The sequence below is a fragment of the Pseudomonas carassii genome, assembly GCF_036324045.1.
In the GTDB taxonomy this organism is placed as follows: Bacteria; Pseudomonadota; Gammaproteobacteria; order Pseudomonadales; family Pseudomonadaceae; genus Aquipseudomonas; species Aquipseudomonas peradeniyensis.
The window spans coordinates 39,270-65,259 of record NZ_JAZDCT010000029.1; the positions used below are offsets into that span (position 1 = coordinate 39,270).

Sequence of the window (25,990 nt, forward strand, 5' to 3'; positions counted from 1 at the left end):
CCCAGGTACTGAGCATATACGCATAAATTGCTGGGGTTGCTGTGCAGCCCTTTCGCGGCACAAGGCCGCTCCTACAGGGGCCGTTTAACCTTTGAGTGCTGCCACAAACTCCGCCAGCCACGGCTCGGCATCGGTCTCCGGCGTCACCGTCTCACTGGCATCGAGCCGCAGCATCGGCAGTACCTCGCTCACCCCCAGCTCGGCGAACAACTCGCGCATCTGCTCGCCGCCGCCGCAGTAGGTATCGCCATAGCTCGAGTCACCCAGGCCGATCACCGCCCCCGGCAAACCGCGCCAGGCCGCCGGCAGCACGTCGCGAATGGTGCTGTACAACGGCATCAGGCTGTCGGGCAGTTCACCCATGCCAGTGGTCGAGGTCACCGCCAGCAGCGCGTCCGGGGCGAAGCCCTCGATGTCCTGCAGGGTGGCGCGGGCAGCGTGCCAGGCTTCAAGGCCGGCGGCCTTGAGCAGCGACTCGGCATGACGGGCGACTTCTTCGGCGGTGCCGTATACCGAACCGGAAATAATGGCGACTTTCATCGGGTGAGGATTCCGAAACTGAGTGAAAACGTAGGATACTAGCACTCGACAGTGGCAAAAGGCCGCCTATGCCTAAAGTCACACACTTCAGGATTATCCGACGAATGACCGGAACGAAGCGTATTGCCCACTGTCGACAGCCGTGAAGAAATCGCCCTTACCGATCGCCCCTTCGAGTTCGACCATGCAAGCAGACGCCCTACTCTCTCAGGACGAACTGGATTTCATCCAGGACATGCAGCATTCGCCCCAACTGAACCTGGCCGACCCCATGTCGAGCCTGCTGGTCAATGGCGACCGTCGTCTGAAGGACCTGCTCACCCGCCTGGTGGCCAATGAGCAGGTAACCCTGCAGGCCAGCTTCAACAACCAGCAACTGAGCTTCCCCCTGCAACTGGTCGAGGACGAATTCCACGCCCTGCACCTGCAACTGGGCTCGCCGGACATCTACGAGGACGGCCCCATGCTGCGACCCTGGCGCCTGTCGCTGGAGCAGCCGAGCGCCCTGCTCGACGACCATGGCCAGGCCAGCGACCTGTGGGTGCGTGACATCTCGTTCAAGGGCGTGCTGCTGGAAGTCCGTGGCCGGCGCGAGGCGCCGTCCCACTTCAAGCTGCGCTTCGCCGCCGCGGATATTCCGCCGATCGGCCTGCACGGCGTGCTGCGCCGGCGCATCGGCCCGCGCCTGGCCGCCTATGACCTGTCGCACAGCCCGGCCGAAGAAATCGAACGCCTGCGCGAGTACATCCTGCAAGCCCACCGCCAGGCCCACCCCGAGCTGCACGCCCAGGCTCCCGCCGCTTTCTGACGACCGTCCAGCCGCTGAAACTGACCGGTCATGCGTGATCGCGCATAATCTGCGCCCGATTCTTGCAAGCACGCCTGCGCCGCCCACCACCCCGGGCCGCATGCCAAGGGGCCGGCTACCCGCCAGCCCCGTCGCCAGGAGATACACGATGTCTACCCCACCCGTCACCCTGATGGTGTCGCGCCGCGCTGCCTGTGGCCGCTACCAGGACCTGCTGGCCTGGCTGCACGAAGGCGAGCAGCTGGCCACCGACTTCCCCGGTTACCTGGGCTCGGGCATCCTCGCGCCGCCGGCCGAGGGCGATGAATTCCAGATCATCTTCCGCTTCACCGACGAGCAGACCCTGCACGCCTGGGAGCATTCCGCCTCGCGCCGGACCTGGCTTGAGCGCGGCGACGGTCTGTTCGAACGCCCCAAAGAGAGGCGCGTGAGCGGCATCGACGACTGGTTCGGCACCAATACGGTGCAAAAACCGCCACGCTGGAAACAAGCCACGGCCATCTGGCTGGCGTTCTTCCCGGTCTCCCTGCTGTTCAACCTGCTGTTCGGCCACTGGCTGGCAGCACTGGAACTGCTGCCCCGCGTGCTGCTCAGCACCCTGGCCCTGACCCCCTTGATGGTGTACCTGTTCATCCCGCTGTCCACCCGTCTGCTGGCCGGCTGGCTGAACGCCGCGCCGCACGCTCCGAGCGACCGCGCCCAGGGGCTGCGCAGCCGCTGAGGCACAGGCTCGCAAGGCCGCGCAGTTCGGGTATGCTGGGGCATCACGCACGGACAGACGAACAGACCGCCCGCACATGAACAGCCCAATCCTCATCACCGGCGCCAGCCAGCGCGTCGGGCTGGCCCTGGCCCTGGAGCTGGCCCAGGCCGGCCATACGGTGGTCAGCGCCAGCCGCAGCCTGCATCCTCAGGCGGCCCACCCGAATATCCGGCAGTTCCAGGCCGACCTGACCCGCAGCGAAGACCGCCAGGCCCTGATCGACCACCTGCACGGCCACTACGACGGCCTGCGTGCGATCATCCACAACGCCTCGCTGTGGCTCGACGATGGCCTGGACAACCTCGACACCATGTTCCGCCTGCACGTCGAGGCGCCCTACCACCTCAACCTGGCCCTCGGCGAGTGGCTGAACAAGGTGGACAAGGCCGACATCATCCATATCTGCGACGAGACCTCCTCGCGCGGCAGCAAGAGCCATATCGGCTACGCCGCGACCAAGGCCGCGCTGCAGAACATGGTGCTGTCGTTCGCCGAAAAGTACGCGCCCAAGGTGCGCGTCAACGGTATCCTGCCGGGCCTCTTGATCCTCAAGGAAGGGGGCGACGAGCAGTACCGCCAGCAGACCCTGAAAAAGGCCCTGCTCGAATTCGAACCCGGCGCCCGCCCGCTGATCGACGCCGTGCTGTTCCTGCTCGAAAGCCAGTACAGCACCGGCAGCCAGGTGGTCATCAACGGTGGCCGCCATCTGAAGAACCGCATGACCTGAAGAGACGCCCCATGACCCCGCAACAACAGCTCGAACTCGAAGCCGCCGCGTTCCGGCGCCTGGTCGACCATCTGCAGAAGCGCACCGACGTGCAGAACATCGACCTGATGAACCTCTCCGGCTTCTGCCGCAACTGCCTGTCGAAATGGCTCAAGGCCGCCGCCGATGATCGCCAGATCGAGCTGAGCCTGGACGATGCCCGCGAGCAGGTGTACGGCATGCCCTACGCCGAGTGGAAAGCCCAACACCAGAAAGAAGCCAGCGCCGAGCAACAGGCGGCGTTCGAACAAGGAAAACCTCGTGACTGACCTGAACACCCTGCGCAGCAGCCTCGCCAGCGGCGAACACGTTTTCGCCGACACCCTGGCGTTCATCGCCGCGAACTACAGCTACCAGCCCCAGGCCTTCGACAACGGCGAGGTGCACAACGCCGCCGGACAGAACGAAGGTTCGTGCAAGACCCTGGGCCTGGCGCTGCTGGAAGGGCTGAGCGATCAGGAAGCGCTGCTGGCCTTCGGCGAGCACTACCGCAGCGTGGTGGCCACGCCCGAGGGCAGCGACCATGGCAACATCCGTGCGCTGATCAAGCATGGGCTGGCCGGGGTGAAGTTCACCGCCCAGCCGCTCGCGCGCCTGGCCTGACTTCGCGTCTCGCTCATCGCGGGGCAAGTCGCGGCGGTGCGCCGATGCGACTTGCCCCGCGATGAGGCCCTCAACTGATAACGCTACCCGGCACCTGGCCCTCCAACTGCCCTGCTCGCAGCCACCCCAGCGCAATCGGCCACAAACTTTCACGAAACCGATCGTGAAAGAACGCAAAATGCCCGATTTCCCCCACCGAGATATCCACAGGCGCCACCCGCAGGTGCCGACGCTCGGCCTGCCGCAAATACCCCAACAACCTCTCGGTGGCCGCCACCGTGCCGAACGGATCGTCGGTCAAGCTGACGGCCAGGGTCGCCGCCCGCACCTGTTCGAACGGCGCCGCCTCAAGCAGGCGCCCACTGGGCCGGTGCTCGTAGCGCGGCGTGCGGGTGCTCCAGTCGTGCACGACACCGGCCGGGGTGTCCTCCAGCCAGCCCAGGCGCTTGCCGGGGAAGTAGCCGAACAGCCGGGTCAAAAGCGGCATCAGCACATGCCATTTGCCGAACAGCTGCCAACGCTGCTCTGCCGCATAGTCACGCCAGTAGGCGAACTGCGCCCCCACCAGCACCGCATGGCGCACCTGCCCCGCCGACGGCGCCAACCCCAGCGCCCAGCCGCCGAAACTGTGGCCGACTACATGCACCGGCTGGCCCGGATGCTCGGCGGCGGCCAACTGCAGCATCGCCTCGAAATCCAGCCGCCCCCAGTCGCTCCAGGACGCCTGGAAACCGCGCAGCGTGGCCGGGCGAGACTCGCCAATGCCGCGGTAGTCGTAGGTGAGCACGTCAAAGCCCTGGGCGAACAGGTAGTCGGCGAATCGCGAGTAGTAACGGCAGCGCACCGAGGTGGCGGCGTTGATGATCACCAGCGCTCGCCCGGGATCGGGATCGGCGTGGTGCCAACGGAATCCGCCGAGGCTGCAGCCGTCGGCGGCGACATGACGAAAGGCACAGGCGGGTTGGGTGAGGCTGCTCATGGCGCGCTCCCTGCGGCGTCGCGCCATGCTGGCGGACGGGCTGTTGTCGTGCGCCAACGCTAGCAAAAAATTCTGTGTCTGTACCGGCCAAGTCGCGGGGCAAGTCGCAGCGGCGCACCGCCGCTCCCACGCCAACCATGTATTTACGGGACTGGCGTGGGAGCGGGCTTGCCCCGCGATAGGTTCAAGTAGTCGGCAGGGCTCGCGCCACGCCTGGCTTGCGCAGCACCGCCAGGCGCGAGCCGTCGTAGCGGGTCTCGCGGAACAGCTTCCAGCGGCCGAACAGGCCGTACACATGCATCACCCGTCCCTGCTCGTGGTAGCCCATGCGCAGGTGCAGCTTCATGGCCGGCACGTTGTGGGTCTCCACCACGTCCACCACCTTGTGGCAGCCCTTCTCCCGCATGGTGTTCCACAGCTCGACCTGGGCCGTCACCGACAGCTCGCTGCCGAAATAGGGCCGGGTCATCTCGCCGCCGAACTCGAAGAATTCGCCCGGTTTCACCGGGAAGGTGCAACCGTAGTAGTGCTTGTCGTGATAGTCGACCACGCTGGCCCAGATGAAGGCCACGGCGTCGCCCTGCTCGTCCAGGTACATGTGCCCGGTGTGCCCTTCGGCGGCCAGTTCGCGCATGGTCTCGACGCGGTCGCCGAAATTCGCGGCGAAGGCGTCGGCGTTGGCGGTGGTGATCTGCACCAGGGTGACCGGCGTGTGGGCCTTGAGGCTGTAGGGAGGCACCGGACTGATCAGGTCGCGTTCCATCCACAACAACTCCCAGTGGAAGAACACGTAACGTTCGAACAAGGTCTTGAAGGTACGCTTGAGGCCCTTCTGGCGAATGCGTTCTTGTAGTTTTTGCAGCGCGCCCATTGCTCCCTCCTCGGCCCCGGCGGAATTGCCAGGCCAATAGCTGGGGTATAGATCAGGCGGAGGGTGCCCATGGCAAAGGGCCATTGGAGGATTTGTTTCAGAATATTAACAAGTCGTCGGCGGGAACCGCGCAGCCGTCATCAACGGCTGCGCGGTCAAGGACTTGCTTACAGCTCGATGCAGTCGAACCGTACGTCGGTGGCCACGTCTTCGTCGTAGTTGACGTCAGCGCGCTCGAAGCCGAACAGGTTGAGGAACTGCTTCTTGTAGCCGGCGTAGTCGGTCAGCTCGAACAGGTTCTCGGTGGTGACTTTTGGCCACATCGCACGGCAGGCGTCCTGCACGTCATCACGCAGTTCCCAGTCGTCCAGACGCAGGCGGCCTTCGTCGTCCAGGGCAGCCGGCGCACCGTCCTCACGGTACATGCGATCACGGAACATGCGGTCCAGCTGGTTCTGGGTACCTTCGTGAATACCCTTCTCCTGCATGATCTTGAAGACCATCGACAGGTACAGCGGCATCACCGGGATCGCCGAGCTGGCCTGGGTGACGACCGACTTGAGCACCGCAACGTTGGCACTGCCACCGACCTTCTTGCCCAGGCGCTGAGCGGTTTCGTCCAGGTCCTGCTTGGCCTTGCCCAGCGCGCCGTCCCAGTAGATCGGCCAGGTGATGTCGGAGCCGATATAGCTGAAGGCCACGGTGCGCGCCTGCGGCGCCAGCACGCCAGCGGCGTTCAGCGCATCGATCCACAGCTCCCAGTCCTGGCCGCCCATCACGGTGACGGTGTCGGCGATTTCCTGCTCGGTGGCCGGCTCGATGCTGGCCTCGATGATGGTGTCCTTGTTGGTGTCGATGGCGGTCGACTTGTACGGCTGGCCGATCGGTTTGAGCGCCGAGCGCACCAGCTCACCGGTCTTCGGCAGCTTGCGCACCGGCGAGGCCAGGGAGTAGATCACCAGGTCGACCTGGCCGCCCATTTCGTTCTTGATCAGCTCGATGACCTTGGCGCGGGCTTCGTCGGAGAAGGCGTCACCGTTGATCGACTTGCTGTACAGGCCTTCGGCCTTGGCGAACTTGTCGAAGGCAGCGGCGTTGTACCAGCCGGCGGTACCGGCCTTGGTCTCGGTGCCCGGCTTTTCGAAGAACACGCCCAGGGTATCGGCCTTGAAGCCGAACGCAGCGGTGATGCGCGCGGCCAGGCCGTAGCCGCTGGAGGCGCCGATTACCAGGACTTTCTTCGGACCATCCTCGCGCACGCCCAGCTTGCGGGTGGCTTCGATCTGGTCACGGACGTTGAGCTCGCAGCCCTTGGGGTGAGTCGTGGTGCAGATGAAACCGCGAACCTTGGGATGAATGATGGCCAATGTCTGTACCTCGTCAGGTTTAGGCTGGGGCAGCGCCCGGATTCGGGGCACTGCCGTTTGATCTAGAGGGTGAGACTACCCTCGTGGGATATCCGACACATATTACGGGGTGATTCATAATCCTCGAACATTTTGTAGGAGCGGCCTTGTGCCGCGAAAGGGCCGCGAAGCGGCCCCGACAATTTCAGCGATCCTCCGAAATCTGGGGCTGCTGCGAAGCCCTTTCGCGGCGCAAGGCCGCTCCTACAGGGACGGTGCTGGCTGCAGGGCTTCGCGCAACCATGCGAGGAACTGCCGCGCCAATGGATCCTCCTGGCTTTCCCAATGCACCAGGCAGCTCCACACCGGCCCGCGTACGCGCTGTGCCGACAAGGGCCGCAAACGTCCCTCGTCGACCATCCGCTGTGCCAGCAACTGACTGACCAGGGCGATCCCCAGCCCCTCGCCCGCCGCCTCCAGCAGCAGCCCCGGGTCAGAGAAGTTCAGCCCCTTGCCCTGCTGCCCCACCTCCTCGCCGCCCTCCAGCTGCCAGTGACTCCAGTCCATCTCGCGCTCGCCGTGCAAGGTCGTGCGCCCGGTCTCGGGTAATGTCGGGTGACAGGCCGGATACAGTGTGTCCTGGTGTAGCACAGTGAAGCTGCACTCAGCCTGCGGCCCGATATCGTCGCGAATCGCCAGATCGATGGTCTCGTTGGCCATGTCCGGCACCTCGAAACTGGTGAACAGCCACAGGTCCACATCCGGGTAACGCTGGTGGAAATCCGCCAGGCGCGGCAACAGCCAATGTCGGGCGAAGGCCGGGGTGGTGTTGACCACCAGTTGATTGGGCTTGCGGTATTGATCGAGGCGACGGATGCCCACCGCCAGCTGCTGCAGCAAGGCCTGGGTGGTGCTGAGCAGGTCATGCCCGGCATCGGTGAGGCTGACGCTGCGCCCGCTGCGGTGGAACAACGGTTGTTCCAGGTAACTCTCCAGGCTGCGGATCTGCTGGCTGATCGCCGACTGGGTGAGGTTCAGGGCCTCGGCGGCCTTGTGGAAGCTGCCCAGGCGAGCGGCAGCTTCGAAGCCGCGCAGGGCGTTGAGCGGGGGCCAGTGTTTGAGCATGCTGATAAGCCTGACTGATCAGAAATACGCTAAATCTATCGTTTGTCGCTCCGGTTTCCCAGCCATAACATGGGCAGCAACACCCGCGACGGCGGGCTTCGTTGATAAAAATCCCTAATAGATCGGAGTTCACTATGACCCTGTCCCGCGACAGCGGCTGGCGCATGCCTGCCGAATGGGCCCGCCACGCCGCCACCTGGATGATCTGGCCACACAACAAGCCGCTGTGGGAGTCGGGCTGGGGCGTGACCCTCGCCGACGTGCAGCGCGACTATGCCCGTGTGGCCGCCGCCATCGCCCGCTTCGAGCCGGTGAAGATGGTGGTCGACCCTTCGGCCATGGCCATTGCCCGCGAACTGTGCGGCCCCGGCATCGAACTGGTCGAACTGGCCGTGGACGACAGCTGGTGCCGCGACAGCGGTCCGACCTTCCTCATCCACCCGCAGCAGGGCGTGGCCGGCCTGAGCTGGCGCTTCAACGCCTGGGGCGACAAGTCCGAGCACGGCAAGGACCGCAGCCTGGCCCGGCGCATCCTCGACCACCTCGGCCTCGAAGGCCTGAGCACCTCGCTGTGCAACGAAGGCGGCGCCATCCATGTCGACGGCGAAGGCACGCTGATCACCACCGAATCGGTGCTGCTCAACCCCAACCGCAACCCGGGCCTGAGCAAGGCCGACTTCGAGGACTGCTTCGCCCGCCTGCTGGGCATCCGCAAGACCATCTGGCTGCCGGGCGACCCGCAGTACGTCACTGGCGACATGACCGACGGCCATGTCGATGGCGTGTGCGCCTTCGCCCGCCCCGGCGTGCTGCTGGTGGACGCCACCCACGACCAAGGTTCGGTGTACGCCGAAGTGGCCCGCGAGAACCGCCGCGCCCTGGAGCTGGCCACCGACGCCCAGGGTCGCTCGTTTGAACTGCTCGACCTGTACGAAGCCACGGCGGCCGTGGATACCGAAGCCGAGGTGTTCTGTGCCTCCTACACCAACTTCTACCTGGCCAACGGCGCGGTGATCATGCCCGCCTACGGCATCGACGCCGACCAGGCCGCCGCCCGGCAGCTGGCCCTGGCCTTCCCCGGCCGCGAAGTCGTGCCGGTGCGCATCGACCACATCGCCCACGGCGGCGGCGGCATCCACTGCATTACCCAGCAGCAGCCGGCCTGGCAGGGAGCGCGCCCATGAGCACCCTGCGCATCGCCACCACGCAGATGGCCTGCAGCTGGGACCTGGCCGCCAACCTCGACCGCGCCGAGCAACTGGTGCGCCAGGCTGCCGCCCAGGGCGCCCAGGTGATCCTGCTGCAGGAGCTGTTCGCCACCCCGTACTTCTGCATCGAGCAGTGCCACAGCCACCAGGCCCTGGCCCAGGACTACCACGACAGCCCGCTGCTCAAGCGCTTCGCCGCCTTGGCCAAGGAACTGGGCGTGGTGCTGCCGCTGAGCTGGTACGAGCGCGCCGGCAATGCCTTCTTCAACTCGCTGACCGTGGCCGACACCGACGGTCGCCTGCTGGGGGTGTACCGCAAGACCCACATCCCCAACGCCATCGGCTACCAGGAAAAGGAATACTTCAGCCCCGGCGACACTGGCTTCAAGGTCTGGGACACCGCCTTCGGCCGCCTGGGCATCGGCATCTGCTGGGACCAGTGGTTCCCCGAGACCGCCCGCTGCCTGGCGCTGATGGGCGCCGAGGTGCTGCTGTTCCCCACCGCCATCGGCTCGGAGCCGGGCGCCGTCGAGCTGGACTCGCGTGACCATTGGCAGATGGCCATGCGCGGCCACGCCGCCGCCAACCTGCTGCCGGTGGTGGCCGCCAACCGCGTCGGCCATGAAGTGGCGCGCAGCGACGATAGCCTGTCGATGCGCTTCTACGGCTCGTCGTTCATCTGCGACCACAAGGGCGCGATGCTGCAAGAGGCCGACCGCGACAGCAGCGGCGTCTGGCTGCACGACCTGGACCTTGCGCGCATGCGCGAAGACCGCCTGACCTGGGGCATCTACCGCGACCGTCGCCCCAGCATGTACGCGCCGTTGCTCAGCCTGGACGGCCGCACTCCACAGACCGCGAGGGCCTGAACCATGCCAAGCCGTCCATCGAAACTGCTGGCCATCGCCGCCCTGGTGGCCTGCGCCGGCGTCGCCCAGGCCGAGCAGGAAGCCCTGCGCCTGTACAACTGGGCCGACTATTTTGCCGAAGACACCCTCAAGCGCTTTACCGCCGAGACCGGCATCCCGGTGATCTACGACGTCATGGACGGCAGCGAAGTGCTCGAGGCCAAGCTGATGTCCGGGCGCAGCGGCTACGACCTGGTATTCCCCGGCGACACCGTGGCCGAACGGCTGATGCGCGCAGGCAGCCTGCAGGCCCTGGATCGCAAGCAACTGACCGCGCTCGACGATATCGAGCCCGGCCTGCGCCAGTTGCATGACCGCTACCCCAAGGCCAGCCAGGCCACCGTGCCCTACACCTGGGGCACCATCGGCCTGACCATGGATGCGAAGAAGATCCGCGAGCGCATGCCCGACGCCCCGCTGAACAGCCTCGACCTGCTGTTCAAGCCGGAGCTGGCGGCCAAGTTCGCCGACTGCGGCATCTCGATGATCGACTCGCCCGACGAAGTGCTGGCCGTGGTGCTCCATTATCTGGGCCGCGAGCCGCGCAGCGCCAAGCGCGAAGACCTGGCCGCCGCCAGCGAGCTGCTCAAGGGCATCCGCCCCTACGTGCGCAAGCTGCAGTCGCAACCGGTCACCGAGCTGGTCAATGGCAACACCTGCCTGTCGCTGGGCTACAGCGGCGACGTGATCCAGGCCCAGCGTACCGCCGAGGCCGCGGGCAAGGCCATCGACTTCCAGTACCGCGTGCCTCGCGAAGGCACCACGGTGTGGATGGACACCATGGCCATCCCCGCCGACGCCAAGCACCCGGAATACGCCTATCGTTTCATCAACTTCGTCATGCGCCCGGAGAACATGGCCGCGATCAGCAACTTCACCGGCTACCCCACCGCCAGCGCCAAGGCCCGCCCCCTGGTGGATGCGCGTCTGCGCGACAACCCTGACATCTACCTCAGCGATGCCACCTACACCCGGTTGATCCCGGGCAAGGACATCCCCCAGGCCGACATGCGTGCGCGCATGCGCGTCTGGACCCGCTTCAAGACTGCACAGGACTGACCCCATGCCTACTCGCCGCACCTTCCTCCAACAGATGAGCGTCGTCGCCGGCCTCGGCGCCGCCGCCAGCTTCGGCCTGCCGTTCGGCGGCGGCAGCGCCCGCGCCGCCGAGTCGGGCCGCTGGTTCATGCCCGACGAGGGTGAACCGCACCAACGCGCCTACATCGCCTTCGGCGCCCAGGACGCCATCTGGGAAGACTTCACCGAAGACGTCCAGGCCGCGCTCGGGCGCATCGCCCGGGCCATCGCCGCGTTCCAGCCGGTGACGGTGTTCTGCCGCGCCAGCGAGCGCGACATCGCCGAGGAGGAATGCGGCAACCACAACATCACCTATGTCGAAACCGAGCTGGACGACATCTGGATGCGTGACATCGGCGCCAACTTCGTGATCGACGACGACGGCACGCTGGGCGCGGTGGACTTCAACTTCAACGGCTGGGGCGGCAAACAGCAGCACCGCTACGACGCCAAGCTCGCAGCCCGCGTTGCCAAGTTGGCCGGCGCCCAGTACCAGCGCAGCGAGCTGGTGGGCGAAGGCGGCGGCATCGAGGTGGACGGCCACGGCACCGGGATCATGACCGAGAGCAGCTGGATCAACGGCAACCGCAACCCCGGCTGGAGCAAGGCCCAGGTCGAAGAGGAACTGAAGGAACGCCTGGGGCTGCGCAAGATCATCTGGCTGCCGGGCATCAAGGGCAAGGACATCACCGATGCCCATGTGGACTTCTATGCGCGCTTCGCGGCGCCTGGCGTTGTGGTGGCGAACCTGGACAACGATCCGGATTCCTATGACCACGAGGTGACCCTCGAGCACCTGGAAATCCTGCGCAACGCCACCGATGCCGATGGACGCAGACTGCAGGTGCACACGATGTCGCCGCCATTGAAGCCGCGGCGCAGCAAGTTCAACGAGGACAATCCGGACTTCGCGGCGGGGTATATCAACTACTTCGTCATCAATGGCGCGGTGATAGCGCCGCAGTTTGGTGATCGCAGTGCCGACGAGAAGGCGCGGGCGTTGTTGGTGAAACTGTATCCGGGGCGCAAGGTGGTGCAGCTGGATATCGATGCGATTGCCGCGGGAGGGGGCGGGATCCACTGCGTTACCAACCAGTGCCCGGCGGTGTAGGCACGATGCCGGGAATGCTGCGCATCCCTTTCGCGGCACAAGGCCGCTCCTACAGGGGATTGCGTTCCCTCTGTAGGAGCGGCCTTGCGCCGCGAAAGGGCCGCAAAGCGGCCCCACTTTCACAGGGCCTCGGCAGGCCTGCGCCGCCCCGCTGCCGATCACAGCACTTGGCCCTGCCCGATTGAAGGCACCACCGCGCGCCAATCATTCATTTGAATTTCAGATCAATGGCAAAGAAAAACAAACTTCTCAAATAAGCCCCAGGCGGGGATGCTGTCAGGATCACGCCCGCATCCCGGAGAACAACAATGAACGAAGTCGTCATCGTCGCCGCCACCCGCACTGCCATCGGCAGTTTCCAGGGGGCCCTGGCCAACGTGTCCGCCGTGGAGCTGGGCGCCGCCGTGATCCGCCAGCTGCTGGCCCAGACCCAGCTGGACCCGGCCCAGGTCGACGAAGTGATCCTCGGCCAGGTGCTCACCGCCGGCGCCGGCCAGAACCCCGCCCGCCAGGCCGCGGTCAAGGCCGGCCTGCCCTTCGAGGTCCCGGCGCTGACCCTGAACAAGGTCTGCGGCTCGGGCCTCAAAGCCCTGCACCTGGCCACCCAGGCCATCCGTTGCGGTGACGCCGAGGTGGTGATCGCCGGTGGCCAGGAGAGCATGAGCCTGGCGCCTTACGTGATGCCTTCGGCGCGCACCGGCCAGCGCATGGGCCACGGCCAGTTGATCGACAGCATGATCACCGATGGCCTGTGGGATGCCTTCAACGACTACCACATGGGCATCACCGCCGAGAACCTGGTGGACAAGTACGCCCTCACCCGTGAACAACAGGACGCCTTCGCCGCCGAGTCGCAGCGCAAGGCCGTGGCCGCCATCGAGGCCGGGCGCTTCAAGGACGAGATCACCCCGATCCATATCCCGCAGAAAAAAGGCGAGCCGCTGGTGTTCGACACCGACGAGCAGCCACGCCCCGGCACCACTGCCGACTCCCTGGGCAAGCTGCGCGCCGCCTTCAAGAAGGACGGCAGCGTCACCGCCGGCAACGCCTCCAGCCTCAACGACGGCGCCGCCGCGGTGCTGCTGATGAGCGCCGCCAAAGCCAAGGCCCTGGGCCTGCCGGTGCTGGCGAAGATCGCCGCCTACGCCAGCGCCGGCGTGGACCCGGCGATCATGGGGATCGGCCCGGTGTCGGCGACCCAGCGCTGCCTGGACAAGGCCGGATGGCAATTGGCCGACCTGGACCTGATCGAGGCCAACGAAGCTTTTGCCGCCCAGGCGCTGGCGGTGGGCAAGCAACTGGAATGGGATGCGGCGAAGGTCAACGTCAATGGCGGCGCCATCGCCCTGGGCCACCCGATCGGCGCCTCGGGCTGCCGAGTGCTGGTGACCCTGCTGCACGAAATGATCAAGCGTGATGCCAAGAAAGGGCTGGCAACCCTGTGCATCGGCGGCGGCCAGGGCGTGGCGCTGGCGATCGAGCGCTAATCGACGGGCTTGCGTGCGCGCGGGCTTGCCCCGCGCCCACCGGCGAAGCCGCTGCCTTCACGTCACTTCTCTTCATCCTTCCACGGCGCCTGCAGATAGCGGCTGCGGTTGAACGTCTCCAGCCACTCCGGGCAAAACACCACCAAGGCGCTGATCACCGTGCCATTGATGAACGCCTCGGGGAACATCATCAGCCACAGATAGCCGACAAAATCGCTGAGCCACTCGGGCATGGCGAAACGCTCGTCCACCCACAACAACCCCAGCCCGGCCGTCAGGCACACCAGCACGGTCAGCGCGGCGGGGAAGAACCCGCAACAGAAGATATACACGAACAGGTTACGCGGCTGGGCGCGCTCGACCAGGATCGCGCACACCTCGGTGACCAGCACCGGCAAGCCGACGATCAGCAGGCCATTGACGCCGATGGCGGCGAGGTCCTGACGGCCCAGTAGCAACAACCCAAGCTGGGCGAGAAAACCACCGAGCACCGCCAGCGGCCAGTCCAGCAGCAGGGTGACGGCGGTCATGCCGATGAAGTGGTAGGACACGCCAGTATCGAAGTCACGTCGCACCAACCACAGCACGAACAGGCAGAACACCGTGCCGAACAGTAAATGCTGGCGACGGGTATCGGTGAACAGCTCCACCCAGCGGGTGCGGCTGGCGGCCCAGATCAGCAGGGGCACGTAGCCGAGCCAGCCAAGGGTGAGGCTGGTGCTGGACAAGACCTGTGCGCTGATCACCTGAACACTATCCCTGTCGGCCATGTGGACAAGCCTGAGTCTACACCCATTCTCCCTTTCGTCCGGTTGCTATAGGCTGGTGCCTCCTTTCGCCGCAGGACGCATCCGCCATGACCGAAGGCTTCAACCTGCCCTTGCTGCTGGGCGCGGTGTTCAGTGGCGTCGCGGGCGTGCTGCACCTGATGGTCATCGCCGTGGGACCACGCTGGTATCGTCTATTCGGCGCAGGCGAACGCATGGCTCGGGCTGCCGAACAAGGACGCGCCTACCCTGCCCTGATCACCACGGCGATTGCGTTGATACTGCTGATCTGGGCCGCCTACGCGCTATCGGCAGCCGGGGTGATCGCGCCACTGCCGATGCTGTTGCCGATCATCTGCCTGATCACCCTGGTGTACCTGGCCCGAGGCCTGCTGGGCCCGCTGCTGCTGGCCGGCACCGGGCGCAGCCGACGTTTCATCGCGGTCAGCTCGGCCATCTGCCTGGGTGGCGGGCTGCTGCACCTGTTCGGGGTCGTCCAGCAATGGCTGGTGCTGGGCTGATTCCCACGCACAAACAGCATCTTACCGTCATCAATTAGCGACTAAGCTTGTCCCCATGGATGACTCAGACTACCTGCGCCTGCTTACCATCCAGGCCGAACAAGCCAATGCGTTCCTGTCCAATGCCCGCAAATGGGAGCGCGAGCGTTGGGTCTGCCAGCGCCTGCTGCAAGGGCTGAACATTCCCTACCGCAGCGAGGACTTCACCCCGGCCGGGCAGGAGCCGCCAGACGTGCTGTTCCGCGACGCGGCATTCGAGGTGTTCTTCGTGCTCGACGAAGGCCGCCGGCTCAATGACGAGTGGCGCGAGGAGCTGCAACGCCGACGCAGCGCGTTTTCCCTGAGCCAACTGGTCCGCCGAGAACAGCGCCCACGGCGGATCAGCGCCCAGGAACTGCTGGCGCGCCTGGCGCCAACGCTGAGAAAGAAATCGCACAACTACCGCGAACGTGGGCTGGACCTGGGCGAGCTGGACATCATCGCCTTCGCCAGCCTCAAGCGCGAGGTGCTCGACCTCAACAGCCATTTCCCGCCGCCCACCGAGTACCTGCGCCAGGGCTGGCGCTCGCTGTCGCTGGTGGGGCCAACGTTCGCCCGGGTGCTGTTTGCCCACCCGGACGCGCCGGATTTCTTGCGCGGCAACCTGGGGCGCAGCATCGTATTCGACGTAGGTATCAGTCTTTGATCCAGTGCCGGGTGTGTTTGCGATCACGTACACTCGGCGCCAGGGATAGAAAGCATTATCATTCGACCCATGCGTTTGCGTGAACGCTGTGGCGTACACGCAGTCACAAACGTCTATCTGACGAGGCCCACCATGACCAGCCGCCTGAATCCCGAAGATCAGCGTCGCGTCGATGAGTATCTGAGCGCCCCCCAGCATCAAGTCGAGCGCAGGCCCTTCCGGCCACTGCTGCTCCTGTTGCTGGTGGTGGCCGTGACCATCGGTCTGGGCCTGTTGAGCCGCCTGCTGAGTGGACTGGTGCTATGAGCTGCCTTGCGCTCGCCCGCCCCTCGTGCCGGATGCGGCCGGACCTTGTGTCCACGAATTCCGTAAAACTTGTGAGAAATCCCAATGACTCATCGCATCGTGATTGTCGGCGGCGGCGCCGGCGGCCTGGAACTGGCGACCCGCCTGGGTAAAAGCCTGGGCAAGCGCAAACAGGCCGAGATCACCCTGGTCGACGCCAACCTGACGCACATCTGGAAGCCCCTGCTGCACGAAGTGGCGGCCGGCTCGCTGAACTCCTCGGAAGACGAACTGAACTACGTGGCCCAGGCCAAGTGGAACCATTTCAACTTCCAGATGGGCCGCATGAGCGGCCTGGACCGCGAAAGCAAGCTGATCCAGCTGGCCGCGACCCTCGACGACGAGGGCCGTGAGCTGTTGCCTGCGCGCACCATCGGCTACGACAGCCTGGTGATCGCCGTGGGCAGCAACACCAACGACTTCGGCACCCTGGGCGCGGCGCAGCACTGCCTGTTCCTCGACAGCCGCAAGCAGGCCGAGCGCTTCCACCAGCAACTGCTGAACCACTACCTGCGTGCCCACGCCGGTGACGTGGCCAGCGAGAAGATCAGCGTGGCCATCGTCGGTGCCGGCGCCACCGGCGTTGAGCTGGCGGCCGAGCTGCACAACGCCGCCCATGAACTGGCGGCCTACGGCCTGGACAAGATCCAGCCGAAGGACATGCACATCACTATCATCGAAGCCGGACCGCGTGTATTACCGGCGCTGCCGGAGCGCATCAGCGTGCCGGTGCACAAGACCCTGGAAAAACTCGGCGTGACGGTGATGACCAACGCCGCGGTCAGCGAAGTGACCGAGGATGGCCTGAAGACAGCGGCCGGCGAGGTGATCCAGGCCAGCCTGAAGGTGTGGGCAGCGGGCATTCGCGCGCCGGGCTTCCTCAAGGACATCGACGGCCTGGAGACCAACCGCATCAACCAGCTGGTGGTGCGCCCGACCCTGCAGACCACCCGCGACGACAATATCTTCGCCTTCGGCGACTGCGCCGCCTGCCCACAGCCAGGCAGCGACCGCAACGTGCCGCCACGGGCCCAGGCCGCGCACCAGCAGGCTTCGCTGCTGGCCAAGAGCCTGAAGGCGCGCCTGGAAAACAAGGCGCTGCCGACCTACGAGTACAAGGACTACGGCTCGCTGGTGTCGCTGTCGCGCTTCTCGGCGGTGGGCAACCTGATGGGTAACCTGATGGGCAGCGTGAAGCTGGAGGGCTGGCTGGCGCGGATGTTCTATGTGTCGCTGTACCGGATGCACCAGATGGCGCTGTATGGGTTCTTCCGCACGGCGATGCTGATGCTGGGTAGCAAGATTGGGCGGGGGACCGAGCCGCGTCTGAAGCTGCACTGAGACCTTGAGATCCTGGGGCTGCTGCGCAGCCCTATCGCGGCACAAGGCCGCTCCTACAGGGGGGACGCGATCGCCTGTAGGAGCGGCCTTGTGCCGCTGGGGCCGCAAAGCGGCCCCAGCGATTCAACGGACCACGCGGTACGTGCTCTGCACAAACCCACTCTCGTAACTGGTCGTCTTCATGTGCTGCAACAGCACATCTTTCGCCAACCCGCCGAACAACGGAATCCCTTGCCCCAACAGCACGGGAATGCGGGTGATGGTCATCTCGTCCACCAGCCCCTCGCGCAGGAACCCCTGAATCAGCTTGCCGCCATCCAGGTACAGGCTTTTTGCGCCCGTGGCCTGCAGGTGCTCCAGCAGCGCTGGGATCGGCCCAGGGTGCAGTTCGACCTGCCCCGATACGCCCTTGGGCAAGGCCTCGAGGGTGCTGCTGACCACCACAACACGCGTATCGGGATACGGCCACTCGCCAAAGGTCATGACCTTGTCGAAGGTCCCGCGCCCCATCACCAGCGTATCGACGCCCGCCATGAAACCAGCATAGCCATGGTCGTCGGTGGACTGGGTCGCGCCCATCAGCCAATCGAGGCCGCCGTCTTCACGGGCGATGTAGCCGTCCAGGCTGGTGGCAATGAAAACACGGGCTTTAAGGGACATGCGCGGCGCTCCTGCGGGCAAAGGCCACAGGGTAGCAAGGGCGGGGATATGCCACACCCAAAAAACGCGGACAAAAGAAAAAGGGCATCTCAGTCGAGATGCCCTTTTTACATGGTGGGTCGTGTAGGATTCGAACCTACGACCAATTGGTTAAAAGCCAACTGCTCTACCAACTGAGCTAACGACCCGGAAAATGGTCGGGGTGAGGGGATTCGAACTCCTGACATCCTGCTCCCAAAGCAGGCGCGCTACCGGACTGCGCTACACCCCGAGATTGGCTCCGCGACCTGGACTCGAACCAGGGACCCAATGATTAACAGTCATTTGCTCTACCGACTGAGCTATCGCGGAACTGAACTTCGGTACATCTTTACTGCTTCGAAGTCTGTGTTAGCTTCGAACTCTTTAGCTGCTTCGCTTTCGCGTTGTCGCTGCTGAGGCCGGCTATTCTACATTCTTCGTTTTGCTTGTCAACCACTTTTTTTCGTTCAACTTACTGATTTGTAAGTTGTTTTGCGATCTCCGATGTTGCTGGTGATTCGCTCAGTGCCTGACAGCGGGGCGAATATTAGGGGCACTCTGATTTTTGTGCAAGCACTTTTTTCAAAATTTTCAGCAAGTTAGGTAGGAAGCCGAAAAATCAGGGGTTTGCGGCGCCTGCACTGGCCTTATCGCGGGGCAAGCCCGCTCCCACGCATAGGGTACCTGGCGACACCGATCAGCATGGGAGCGGGCTTGACCCGCGATGGCGTCGGGACAACCCACATAAAAAAGCCCCGCTTTCGCGGGGCTCTTCAATGACTGCCGTGATCAGGCGAAGACGATTTCCTCGCCCTGCACCTTCGCCGTGATCGCCGCCCCCGGCAGGAACTCGCCGGACAGGATCAGCTGCGCCAGCGGGTTCTCGATCCAGCGCTGGATCGCACGCTTGAGCGGCCGTGCGCCATACACCGGGTCGTAACCCACGGCGATCAGCTTGTCCAATGCCTCCGGGCTCAGGCTCAGGCTCAACTCGCGCTCGGCCAGGCGGCCACGCAGACGCCCCAGCTGAATCTCGGTGATGCCAGCGATCTGCTCGCGGCCCAGCGGCTCGAACACCACCACTTCGTCGATGCGGTTGATGAACTCGGGACGGAAGTGCGAACCCACCGCGTCCATCACCGCCGCACGCTGTGCCTCGCGATCTCCGGCCAATTCCTGGATCTGCGCCGAGCCCAGGTTGGAGGTCATCACGATCACCGTGTTGCGGAAGTCCACGGTGCGGCCATGGCTGTCGGTCAGGCGACCGTCTTCCAGCACCTGCAGCAGCACGTTGAACACATCCGGGTGGGCCTTCTCCACCTCGTCGAGCAGCACCACCGAGTACGGCTTGCGACGCACGGCTTCAGTCAGGTAGCCGCCCTCTTCATAGCCCACATAGCCTGGCGGGGCGCCAATCAGCCGAGCCACGGAGTGTTTCTCCATGAACTCGGACATGTCGATGCGCACCATGGCCTCTTCGGTGTCGAACAGGAACTCGGCCAGCGCCTTGCACAGTTCGGTCTTGCCCACGCCGGTAGGGCCGAGGAACAGGAACGAGCCACTGGGGCGGTTCGGGTCGGACAGCCCGGCGCGGGAACGGCGCACGGCGTTGGCCACGGCGGTCACCGCCTCGTCCTGGCCGATCACCCGTTCATGCAGCAGGCTTTCCATTTTCAGCAGCTTCTCGCGCTCGCCTTCGAGCATCTTGGCCACCGGGATGCCGGTCCACTTGGACACCACTTCGGCGATTTCTTCCTCGGTGACCTTGTTGCGCAACAGCTGGTTGTCGGTCTTGCCGTGCTGGTCGACCATCTGCAGGCTGCGCTCCAGGTCCGGGATCACCCCGTACTGCAGCTCGGCCATGCGGCTGAGGTCGCCCTTGCGGCGAGCGGCTTCCAGTTCCTGGCGGGCCTGCTCGATCTTCTGCTGGATCTGCGCCGAGCCCTGTACCTCGGCTTTTTCCGAGGCCCAGATCTCTTCGAGGTCGGCGTACTCGCGCTCCAGGCGGTCGATTTCCTCGGTCAATTTCTCCAGGCGTTTCTTCGCCGCTTCGTCCTCTTCCTTCTTGAGTGCCTGGGACTCCACCTTCAACTGGATCAGGCGACGGTCAAGGCGGTCGAGCACTTCCGGCTTGGAGTCGATCTCCATGCGGATGCGGCTGGCGGCTTCGTCGATCAGGTCGATGGCCTTGTCCGGCAGCTGGCGGTCGGTGATGTAGCGGTGGCTGAGCTTGGCCGCGGCAATAATGGCGCCGTCGGTGATGGCCACCTTGTGGTGCACTTCATAGCGCTCTTTCAGGCCGCGCAGGATGGCGATGGTGTCTTCCTCGCTCGGCTCCTCGACCAGCACCTTCTGGAAACGACGCTCGAGGGCGGCGTCCTTCTCGATGAACTGGCGGTATTCGTTGAGCGTGGTGGCGCCGACGCAATGCAGCTCGCCGCGAGCCAGGGCCGGCTTGAGCATGTTGCCGGCGTCCATCGCGCCCTCGCCCTTGCCGGCGCCGACCATGGTGTGCAGTTCGTCGATGAACAGGATGATCTGGCCTTCCTGCTTGCTCAGTTCGTTGAGCAGGCCTTTGAGGCGCTCTTCGAACTCGCCGCGGTACTTGGCGCCAGCGATCAGCGCGCCCATGTCCAGGGCCAGCAGGCGCTTGCCTTTCAGGCCGTCGGGCACCTCGCCGTTGATGATGCGCTGGGCCAGGCCCTCGGCGATGGCGGTCTTGCCCACGCCGGGCTCGCCGATCAGCACCGGGTTGTTCTTGGTCCGGCGTTGCAGCACCTGGATGGTGCGACGGATCTCGTCGTCACGGCCGATCACCGGGTCCAGCTTGCCTTCCTCGGCGCGCTTGGTCAGGTCGACGGTGTACTTGTCCAGGGCCTGGCGCGATTCCTCGGCGTTGGCGTCGTTCACCGCCGCGCCGCCGCGCAGGTTGTTGATGGCGTTCTCCAGGGCCTTCTTGCTCACGCCCTGGCCGAGCAGCAGCTTGCCGACCTTGCTGTTCTCGTCCATGGCGGCGAGCAGCACCAGTTCGCTGGAGATGAACTGGTCGCCCTTCTGCTGGGCCAGGCGATCGGCCTGGTTGAGCAGGCGCGCCAGGTCCTGGGACATGTTCACGTCACCGGTCGGATTCTGGATTTTCGGCAGCTGGTCGAGCTCCTTGGTCAACGCCTTGCGCAGGCTGTTGATGTCGAAGCCGACCTGCATCAGCAGCGGCTTGATCGAGCCGCCCTGCTGGTCGATCAGCGCCTGCAGCAGGTGCAGAGGCTCGATGGCCGGGTGGTCCATGCCCACGGCCAGGGATTGGGAGTCGGATAACGCGAGTTGCAGCTTGCTGGTCAGTCGGTCTATTCGCATGGGGGATACCTTCCTTTAAAGGGCAGGCGGAGCGATGGACAGCACCTGTAATGAAGAACCTGCCTGAGATGACCAATAGATAAGGGTGATTCTGGAAGATTCAAGCGTAGCGGGGTTGACGGGGGTCAGCTGCCGGGGAGATGGCCGGGGGCGCTTTGCGCCCCTTTCGCGACACAAGGCCGCTCCTACAGAGGATTGCACTCCCCCTGTAGGAGCGGCCTTGTGCCGCGAAAGGGCTGCAAAGCAGCCCCCGACGTCCTTATGGCTGCAACCAGACCAACGAAGCAAAGCGCCCACCCTGCGGGGTGCGACGATAGGAGAAGAAGCGTGGATCGCTGACCGTGCAGAACCCTCCACCATAGACAGCGGTAACGCCACGCGCCGCCAGGCGGATCCGCGCCAGCTGGTAGATATCGGCCATCAGCTTGCCCGGGCGCTCGCCCTCGACAAACGCCTCAGCCGCCTCGGGATGTACGGCGGTGAAGGCATCGCGCACTTCCAGCCCCACCTCGAACGCCTGCGGCCCAATCGCAGGCCCCAGCCACACCATTACCTCTTCAGGCGCCAGCGCCAGGCTGTCGAGGGTGGCCTCCAGCACGCCACCGGCCAGCCCGCGCCAGCCGGCATGGGCTGCCGCCACTCGGGTACCGGCGCGGTCGCAAAACAGGGCAGGCAGACAATCGGCGGTCATCACGGTACAGGCGATGCCCGGCTGGTCGGTCCAGCTGGCATCGGCTTCGGTAACCACGGCGGGATCGGCATCCGCCACCACCAACCCGTGCACCTGCTTGAGCCAGGCGGGCTGGATGGCGAATTCGTCGCTCAGGCGACGACGGTTCTCGGCGACCGCCTGCGGGTCATCGCCCACATGGTCGCCAAGATTGAAGGATTCATAGGGCGGCAGGCTGACGCCGCCCTCGCGGGTGGTGACGCAGGCGCGAACCGAGGCCGGGGCCGGCCAGTCGGGGAGGATCAGCGACTGCGCCAAGCCACTCATCCGATGAAGCTCTCGCGGTCCTGGTCGAGCAGCGACAGCAGCCACTGGAAGTCGTCCGGCAACTCCGACTTCCATTCCATGCGCTCACCCGTGGTCGGGTGGTCCAGCGCCAGGAAGCGCGCGTGCAGGGCCTGACGCGGGAAGTGCTTGACCGCCTCGACCATGGCCACGCTGGCGGCCGGCGGGATGCGGAAACGTGCACCATAGGTCTGGTCGCCGACCAGCGGGTAGCCGACATGGGCCATGTGCACACGGATCTGGTGGGTACGGCCGGTTTCCAGCTTGACCCGCACATGGGTGTGCGAACGGAAGCGCTTGAGCACGCGGTAGTGGCTAACGGCCGGCTTGCCGCCCTCGGTCACCGCCATGCGCTGACGCTCGCCACCGTGACGGCCGATCGGCGCGTCGATCTTGCCGCCGGCGATCACCACGCCGACCACGATGCACTCGTAGATACGGCTGACCGAACGCTTTTGCAGCTGGTCGACGAGGTTGGTCTGCGCCTGCAGGGTCTTGGCCACCACCATCAGACCGGTGGTGTCCTTGTCCAGGCGGTGCACGATGCCGGCGCGCGGCACGTTGACGATGTCCGGGACATGGTGCAGCAGGGCGTTGAGCAAGGTGCCGTCGGGGTGACCGGCCGCCGGGTGGACCACCAGCCCGGCGGGCTTGTTGATCACCAGGATCTGGTCGTCCTCGTAGACGATGTCCAGCTCGATGTCCTGAGCCACCCATTCGCCCTGGGCCTCCTGCTCGGCTTCAAGGGCCAGGATGGAGCCGGTGTGGACGGTGTCGCGCGGTCGCAGCACCGCGCCATCGACGGTCAGGCGGCCATCTTTGATCCACGAGGACAGGCGCGAACGCGAGTACTCGGCGAACAATTGGGCGGCGACCTGGTCGAGGCGTTGGCCGCCCAGTTCGGACGGGACCTCTGCGCTAAGTTGAATGATCTCGGACATGCTCGAATCGACGGGCGTTCAGCCTTTGGTTTCGGCTGCGCGCTTGTGGTTAAATACGGCTTCTTTTGCCCCGGGGTTTGGCCGGGGGCGCTCATCATAACAGGACGGCACCGCCCAAGACAGCGGCCGTCAAAGGGACGCAAGCCGCCATGCAAGTGAAACACCTGCTGCTGATCGCCATCCTCGGGCTCACCGCTGCCTGTTCCTCGAACAAGGAAGTCATTGACGAGAACCTCAGCGAGGCCGAGCTGTACCAGCAGGCGCAGGCCGACCTGGACAACTCCAGCTACACCAGCGCCGTGAACAAGCTCAAGGCCCTGGAATCGCGCTACCCGTTCGGCCGCTACGCCGACCAGGCCCAGCTCGAGCTGATCTACGCCAACTACAAGAACTCCGAGCCCGAGGCCGCCAAGTCCGCCGCCGAGCGCTTCATCCGCCTGCACCCGCAGCACCCGAACGTCGACTACGCCTACTACCTCAAAGGCCTGACCTCGTTCGACCAGGACCGTGGCCTGCTGGCGCGATTCCTGCCGCTGGACATGACCAAGCGTGACCCGGGCGCCGCCCGCGACTCGTACAACGAGTTCGCCCAGCTGACCAGCCGCTTCCCCAACAGCCGCTACGCCCCGGACGCCAAGCAGCGCATGATCTACCTGCGCAACCTGCTGGCCTCCTACGAAATCCACGTGGCCAACTACTACCTGAGCCGCGAGGCCTATGTGGCCGCCGCCAACCGTGGCCGCTACGTGGTCGAGAACTTCCAGGAAACCCCGTCGGTGGGCGATGGCCTGGCGGTAATGGTCGAGTCGTACCAGCGCATGCACCTGGACGAACTGGCGGCCACCAGCCTCGAGACCCTCAAGCTCAACTACCCGGACCACCCGAGCCTGGTCGATGGCCAGTTCGTCGCCAAAGTGGATGAAAACGGCAACCGTTCGTGGTTGTCCAAGGCCACCCTGGGCCTGATCGACACCCAGGCGCCACTGCCGCCGGGCGAGACCCGCGCCAACCAGGACGTGGTCAAGCAGTTCCAGGATGCCCGCTCCGAGATGCCGGAAGAGCTGCTGCCCAAGGACGAGAACGGCGACCCGATCCTGCCGGAAGGTCCGAAGGAAGCCGAGAAGGACCGTTCGTGGTTCAGCTACATGACCTTCGGTCTGTTCGACTGATACCACGCACGCAAAGAAAGGGAGGCCCGAGGCCTCCCTTTTTTCATGCCTGCGTCCTAGACTGTCGGCTTCTTTTCTCGACAAGCTGGACACCATGGTTCGCCTACTCTTCTGGATCGCCCTGATCGCCGCCGCGTTCTGGCTGTGGCGCAAGTTCAAGACCAGTCAGCAATCACCTGCCGAGCCGCGCCTGCAGGATCCGCTGAAGATGGTGCGCTGCGCCCATTGCGGCGTGCACCTGCCCAATGACCGGGCGTTGCAGCTGGGCAATGAGTGGTATTGCAGCCAGCAGCATCTGGAGCAGGGTCCAGGCCAGCAACGCTAACCGACGCCCTGCACGACCCCTGTAGGAGCGGCCTTGTGTCGCGATAGGGCTGCAAAGCAGCCCCAGGGTTTCAGCGTTGACGCAAAGATCGCCGGGGCCGCTTTGCGGCCCTTTCGCGACACAAGGCCGCTCCTACAGTGACGATGCGCTCAGCCCAACCGCCCCACAGGCGCATACGGCGCCGGATCGATGATCGGCTCGCGCCCCAGCAGCAAATCACCGAACAGCTGGCACGACGCCGGCGCCAGCACCAGCCCGTTGCGGTAATGCCCGCAGTTCAGCCATAGCCCTTCATGCCCCGGCACCGCGCCGATATAGGGGATGCCTTCGGGCGAGCCAGGACGCAGGCCAGCCCAATGCCCCACCACCTCGGCCTCCGCCAGGGCCGGCAGCAACTCCACCGCCGAGGCCTTCAGGCTCTCCAACGCATCCCCGGTCGGGGTCTTGTCGTAGCCGGCATGCTCCAGCGTGCTGCCCACCAGGATATGCCCGTCGCGGCGCGGGATCGCGTAGCGCCCCTTGGCCAGGACCATGCTTGGCAAAAAGTCCTCGGCGCACTTGAACAGGATCATCTGCCCCTTCACCGGCTCCACCGGCAACGTCAGCCCGAGGGTGTGCAGCAGGTCTCCACTCCAGGCACCAGCGCTGAGCACCACGTCATCGGCGGCAATCACACCGTCCCCGGTCTGCACACCCGTGACGCGGTCACCTTCATGGACAAAGCCGGTGATCTGACAATGCTCGCGCAGGGTGACGTTCGGCAGCGCCTGCAGCGCGGCCTTCAGCGACTTCACCAGCCGCGGGTTGCGCACGTTGGCCACGCCCGCCATGTAGATGGCATGGCGGTAACCCGGGCCAAGCACCGGCACGGCGTCGTAGGCCGCCGAGATATCCACCGCGCTGAGCGGGCGATGCTCGCGCGCAGCCCAGGCCAGGGCCTCAGCTTCGTCTTCCAGATCCAGCCAGTACAGCCCGGTGGTGTGCACCTCGGGATCGACCCCGGTGCTGGCGAACAGACGCTCGCCCAGCTGTGGATAAAAATCCTGCGACCAGTGCGCCAGGGCGGTCACCGCCGGGCTGTAGCGCCACGGGTACAGCGGCGAGACGATCCCGCCACCGGCCCAGGACGACTCCCGCCCCACCTCGCCCTGGTCGCACACCACCACCCGGTCGACATCCGCCGCCAGGTTGAACGCGGTCAGCAGGCCGATGACACCGCCGCCGACAATCACTACTTGCTTGCTCATGGTTCGA

General features: G+C 65.1%; 27 protein-coding genes and 3 tRNA genes. 16 read left to right on the plus strand and 14 right to left on the minus strand.

What is annotated here, in order from left to right:
- Positions 1-84 precede the first annotated feature (84 nt).
- On the minus strand, positions 85-540 hold the full coding sequence (locus V0R62_RS19835; protein ID WP_330104914.1) for a flavodoxin: 456 nt from the start codon (positions 538-540) through the stop codon (positions 85-87).
- A gap of 184 nt (positions 541-724) precedes the next feature.
- Between V0R62_RS19835 and V0R62_RS19840 the strand changes: the two genes are divergently transcribed.
- The 5 genes from V0R62_RS19840 to V0R62_RS19860 all read left to right on the plus strand — a co-directional run bounded on the left by V0R62_RS19840 (position 725) and on the right by V0R62_RS19860 (position 3,480).
- Positions 725-1,348: a hypothetical protein gene (locus tag V0R62_RS19840; protein WP_050706869.1), complete on the plus strand. Its 624-nt coding sequence runs from the start codon at positions 725-727 to the stop codon at positions 1,346-1,348.
- Positions 1,349-1,496: 148 nt separating this feature from the next.
- Positions 1,497-2,069: an antibiotic biosynthesis monooxygenase gene (locus V0R62_RS19845; protein WP_330104915.1), complete on the plus strand. Its 573-nt coding sequence runs from the start codon at positions 1,497-1,499 to the stop codon at positions 2,067-2,069.
- Between the two features lie 76 nt (positions 2,070-2,145).
- A complete protein-coding gene (gene folM / locus V0R62_RS19850) occupies positions 2,146-2,838 on the plus strand; it encodes a dihydromonapterin reductase (RefSeq protein WP_186735088.1) in 693 nt (230 codons plus the stop codon).
- An 11-nt stretch (positions 2,839-2,849) separates the two neighbouring features.
- The gene (locus V0R62_RS19855) at positions 2,850-3,146 is read left to right on the plus strand and encodes a DUF1244 domain-containing protein (RefSeq protein WP_050706872.1); all 297 of its coding nucleotides are present in this window, start codon (positions 2,850-2,852) and stop codon (positions 3,144-3,146) included.
- Positions 3,139-3,480 carry a HopJ type III effector protein gene (locus tag V0R62_RS19860; protein ID WP_330104916.1) on the plus strand — a complete coding sequence of 114 codons (342 nt, stop codon included), beginning with the start codon at positions 3,139-3,141 and terminating at the stop codon, positions 3,478-3,480. The genes V0R62_RS19855 and V0R62_RS19860 overlap by 8 nt, the downstream gene beginning before the upstream one ends.
- Before the next feature lie 70 nt (positions 3,481-3,550).
- On the opposite strand, the gene V0R62_RS19865 is transcribed toward V0R62_RS19860, so the two are convergent.
- The 4 genes from V0R62_RS19865 to V0R62_RS19880 all read right to left on the minus strand — a co-directional run bounded on the left by V0R62_RS19865 (position 3,551) and on the right by V0R62_RS19880 (position 7,801).
- Positions 3,551-4,459 carry an alpha/beta hydrolase family protein gene (locus tag V0R62_RS19865; RefSeq protein WP_330104917.1) on the minus strand — a complete coding sequence of 303 codons (909 nt, stop codon included), beginning with the start codon at positions 4,457-4,459 and terminating at the stop codon, positions 3,551-3,553.
- A gap of 184 nt (positions 4,460-4,643) precedes the next feature.
- Positions 4,644-5,330 (minus strand): GNAT family N-acetyltransferase, encoded by a 687-nt coding sequence (locus tag V0R62_RS19870; RefSeq protein ID WP_330104918.1) that lies wholly within the window; start codon positions 5,328-5,330, stop codon positions 4,644-4,646.
- Positions 5,331-5,497: 167 nt separating this feature from the next.
- Positions 5,498-6,697 (minus strand): enoyl-ACP reductase FabV, encoded by a 1,200-nt coding sequence (gene fabV / locus V0R62_RS19875; protein WP_330104919.1) that lies wholly within the window; start codon positions 6,695-6,697, stop codon positions 5,498-5,500.
- A 243-nt stretch (positions 6,698-6,940) separates the two neighbouring features.
- Positions 6,941-7,801, minus strand: a complete 861-nt coding sequence (locus tag V0R62_RS19880; RefSeq protein WP_330104920.1) for a LysR substrate-binding domain-containing protein — start codon at positions 7,799-7,801, stop codon at positions 6,941-6,943.
- A gap of 134 nt (positions 7,802-7,935) precedes the next feature.
- Between V0R62_RS19880 and V0R62_RS19885 the strand changes: the two genes are divergently transcribed.
- From V0R62_RS19885 to V0R62_RS19905, 5 genes are all read left to right on the plus strand, one after another.
- Positions 7,936-8,985, plus strand: coding sequence for an agmatine deiminase family protein (locus tag V0R62_RS19885; RefSeq protein WP_330104921.1), 1,050 nt, complete (start codon positions 7,936-7,938; stop codon positions 8,983-8,985).
- Positions 8,982-9,878, plus strand: a complete 897-nt coding sequence (gene aguB, locus V0R62_RS19890; RefSeq protein ID WP_330104922.1) for an N-carbamoylputrescine amidase — start codon at positions 8,982-8,984, stop codon at positions 9,876-9,878. Before V0R62_RS19885 ends, aguB begins: the two co-directional genes overlap by 4 nt.
- 3 nt (positions 9,879-9,881) lie before the next feature.
- On the plus strand, positions 9,882-10,976 hold the full coding sequence (locus V0R62_RS19895) for an extracellular solute-binding protein (protein ID WP_330104923.1): 1,095 nt from the start codon (positions 9,882-9,884) through the stop codon (positions 10,974-10,976).
- 4 nt (positions 10,977-10,980) lie between these two features.
- Positions 10,981-12,105, plus strand: a complete 1,125-nt coding sequence (locus V0R62_RS19900; RefSeq protein ID WP_330104924.1) for an agmatine deiminase family protein — start codon at positions 10,981-10,983, stop codon at positions 12,103-12,105.
- A gap of 308 nt (positions 12,106-12,413) precedes the next feature.
- Entirely contained in the window at positions 12,414-13,592 is a 1,179-nt protein-coding gene (locus tag V0R62_RS19905) for an acetyl-CoA C-acetyltransferase (RefSeq protein ID WP_330104925.1), read from the plus strand.
- A gap of 62 nt (positions 13,593-13,654) precedes the next feature.
- Here V0R62_RS19905 and V0R62_RS19910 read toward each other — a convergent pair whose 3' ends face one another.
- On the minus strand, positions 13,655-14,362 hold the full coding sequence (locus V0R62_RS19910; protein ID WP_330104926.1) for an energy-coupling factor ABC transporter permease: 708 nt from the start codon (positions 14,360-14,362) through the stop codon (positions 13,655-13,657).
- Between the two features lie 86 nt (positions 14,363-14,448).
- Between V0R62_RS19910 and V0R62_RS19915 the strand changes: the two genes are divergently transcribed.
- The 4 genes from V0R62_RS19915 (at position 14,449) to V0R62_RS19930 (ending at position 17,251) form a co-directional block, all read left to right on the plus strand.
- Positions 14,449-14,880: a hypothetical protein gene (locus V0R62_RS19915; RefSeq protein WP_330104927.1), complete on the plus strand. Its 432-nt coding sequence runs from the start codon at positions 14,449-14,451 to the stop codon at positions 14,878-14,880.
- Between the two features lie 55 nt (positions 14,881-14,935).
- The gene (locus tag V0R62_RS19920; protein WP_011535708.1) at positions 14,936-15,565 is read left to right on the plus strand and encodes a DUF1780 domain-containing protein; all 630 of its coding nucleotides are present in this window, start codon (positions 14,936-14,938) and stop codon (positions 15,563-15,565) included.
- A 132-nt stretch (positions 15,566-15,697) separates the two neighbouring features.
- A complete protein-coding gene (locus tag V0R62_RS19925) occupies positions 15,698-15,871 on the plus strand; it encodes a DUF3094 family protein (protein ID WP_050703672.1) in 174 nt (57 codons plus the stop codon).
- Between the two features lie 84 nt (positions 15,872-15,955).
- A complete protein-coding gene (locus V0R62_RS19930; protein WP_330104928.1) occupies positions 15,956-17,251 on the plus strand; it encodes an NAD(P)/FAD-dependent oxidoreductase in 1,296 nt (431 codons plus the stop codon).
- A 123-nt stretch (positions 17,252-17,374) separates the two neighbouring features.
- Here the strand turns inward: V0R62_RS19930 and V0R62_RS19935 are convergent, their stop codons facing one another.
- The 7 genes from V0R62_RS19935 to rluD form a co-directional block, all read right to left on the minus strand.
- Positions 17,375-17,911: a dihydrofolate reductase family protein gene (locus V0R62_RS19935; RefSeq protein ID WP_330104929.1), complete on the minus strand. Its 537-nt coding sequence runs from the start codon at positions 17,909-17,911 to the stop codon at positions 17,375-17,377.
- 112 nt (positions 17,912-18,023) lie between these two features.
- Positions 18,024-18,099: transfer RNA gene (locus tag V0R62_RS19940), tRNA-Lys, on the minus strand.
- 6 nt (positions 18,100-18,105) lie between these two features.
- Positions 18,106-18,182: transfer RNA gene (locus V0R62_RS19945), tRNA-Pro, on the minus strand.
- Between the two features lie 4 nt (positions 18,183-18,186).
- Positions 18,187-18,262, minus strand: a tRNA-Asn gene (locus tag V0R62_RS19950).
- A gap of 459 nt (positions 18,263-18,721) precedes the next feature.
- Positions 18,722-21,286, minus strand: a complete 2,565-nt coding sequence (clpB, locus tag V0R62_RS19955) for an ATP-dependent chaperone ClpB (protein ID WP_186735358.1) — start codon at positions 21,284-21,286, stop codon at positions 18,722-18,724.
- Positions 21,287-21,545: 259 nt separating this feature from the next.
- Positions 21,546-22,283 carry a peptidoglycan editing factor PgeF gene (gene pgeF / locus V0R62_RS19960; RefSeq protein WP_330104930.1) on the minus strand — a complete coding sequence of 246 codons (738 nt, stop codon included), beginning with the start codon at positions 22,281-22,283 and terminating at the stop codon, positions 21,546-21,548.
- The gene (rluD, locus tag V0R62_RS19965) at positions 22,280-23,242 is read right to left on the minus strand and encodes a 23S rRNA pseudouridine(1911/1915/1917) synthase RluD (RefSeq protein ID WP_028689894.1); all 963 of its coding nucleotides are present in this window, start codon (positions 23,240-23,242) and stop codon (positions 22,280-22,282) included. The genes pgeF and rluD overlap by 4 nt, the downstream gene beginning before the upstream one ends.
- 149 nt (positions 23,243-23,391) lie before the next feature.
- Between rluD and V0R62_RS19970 the strand changes: the two genes are divergently transcribed.
- Positions 23,392-24,411, plus strand: coding sequence for an outer membrane protein assembly factor BamD (locus tag V0R62_RS19970; RefSeq protein WP_186735354.1), 1,020 nt, complete (start codon positions 23,392-23,394; stop codon positions 24,409-24,411).
- Positions 24,412-24,505: 94 nt separating this feature from the next.
- Complete coding sequence (locus V0R62_RS19975) at positions 24,506-24,736, plus strand: PP0621 family protein (protein WP_186735352.1); 231 nt, start codon at positions 24,506-24,508, stop codon at positions 24,734-24,736.
- Between the two features lie 149 nt (positions 24,737-24,885).
- On the opposite strand, the gene thiO is transcribed toward V0R62_RS19975, so the two are convergent.
- Positions 24,886-25,983, minus strand: coding sequence for a glycine oxidase ThiO (thiO, locus tag V0R62_RS19980; protein ID WP_330104931.1), 1,098 nt, complete (start codon positions 25,981-25,983; stop codon positions 24,886-24,888).
- Between the last annotated feature and the right edge of the window lie 7 nt (positions 25,984-25,990).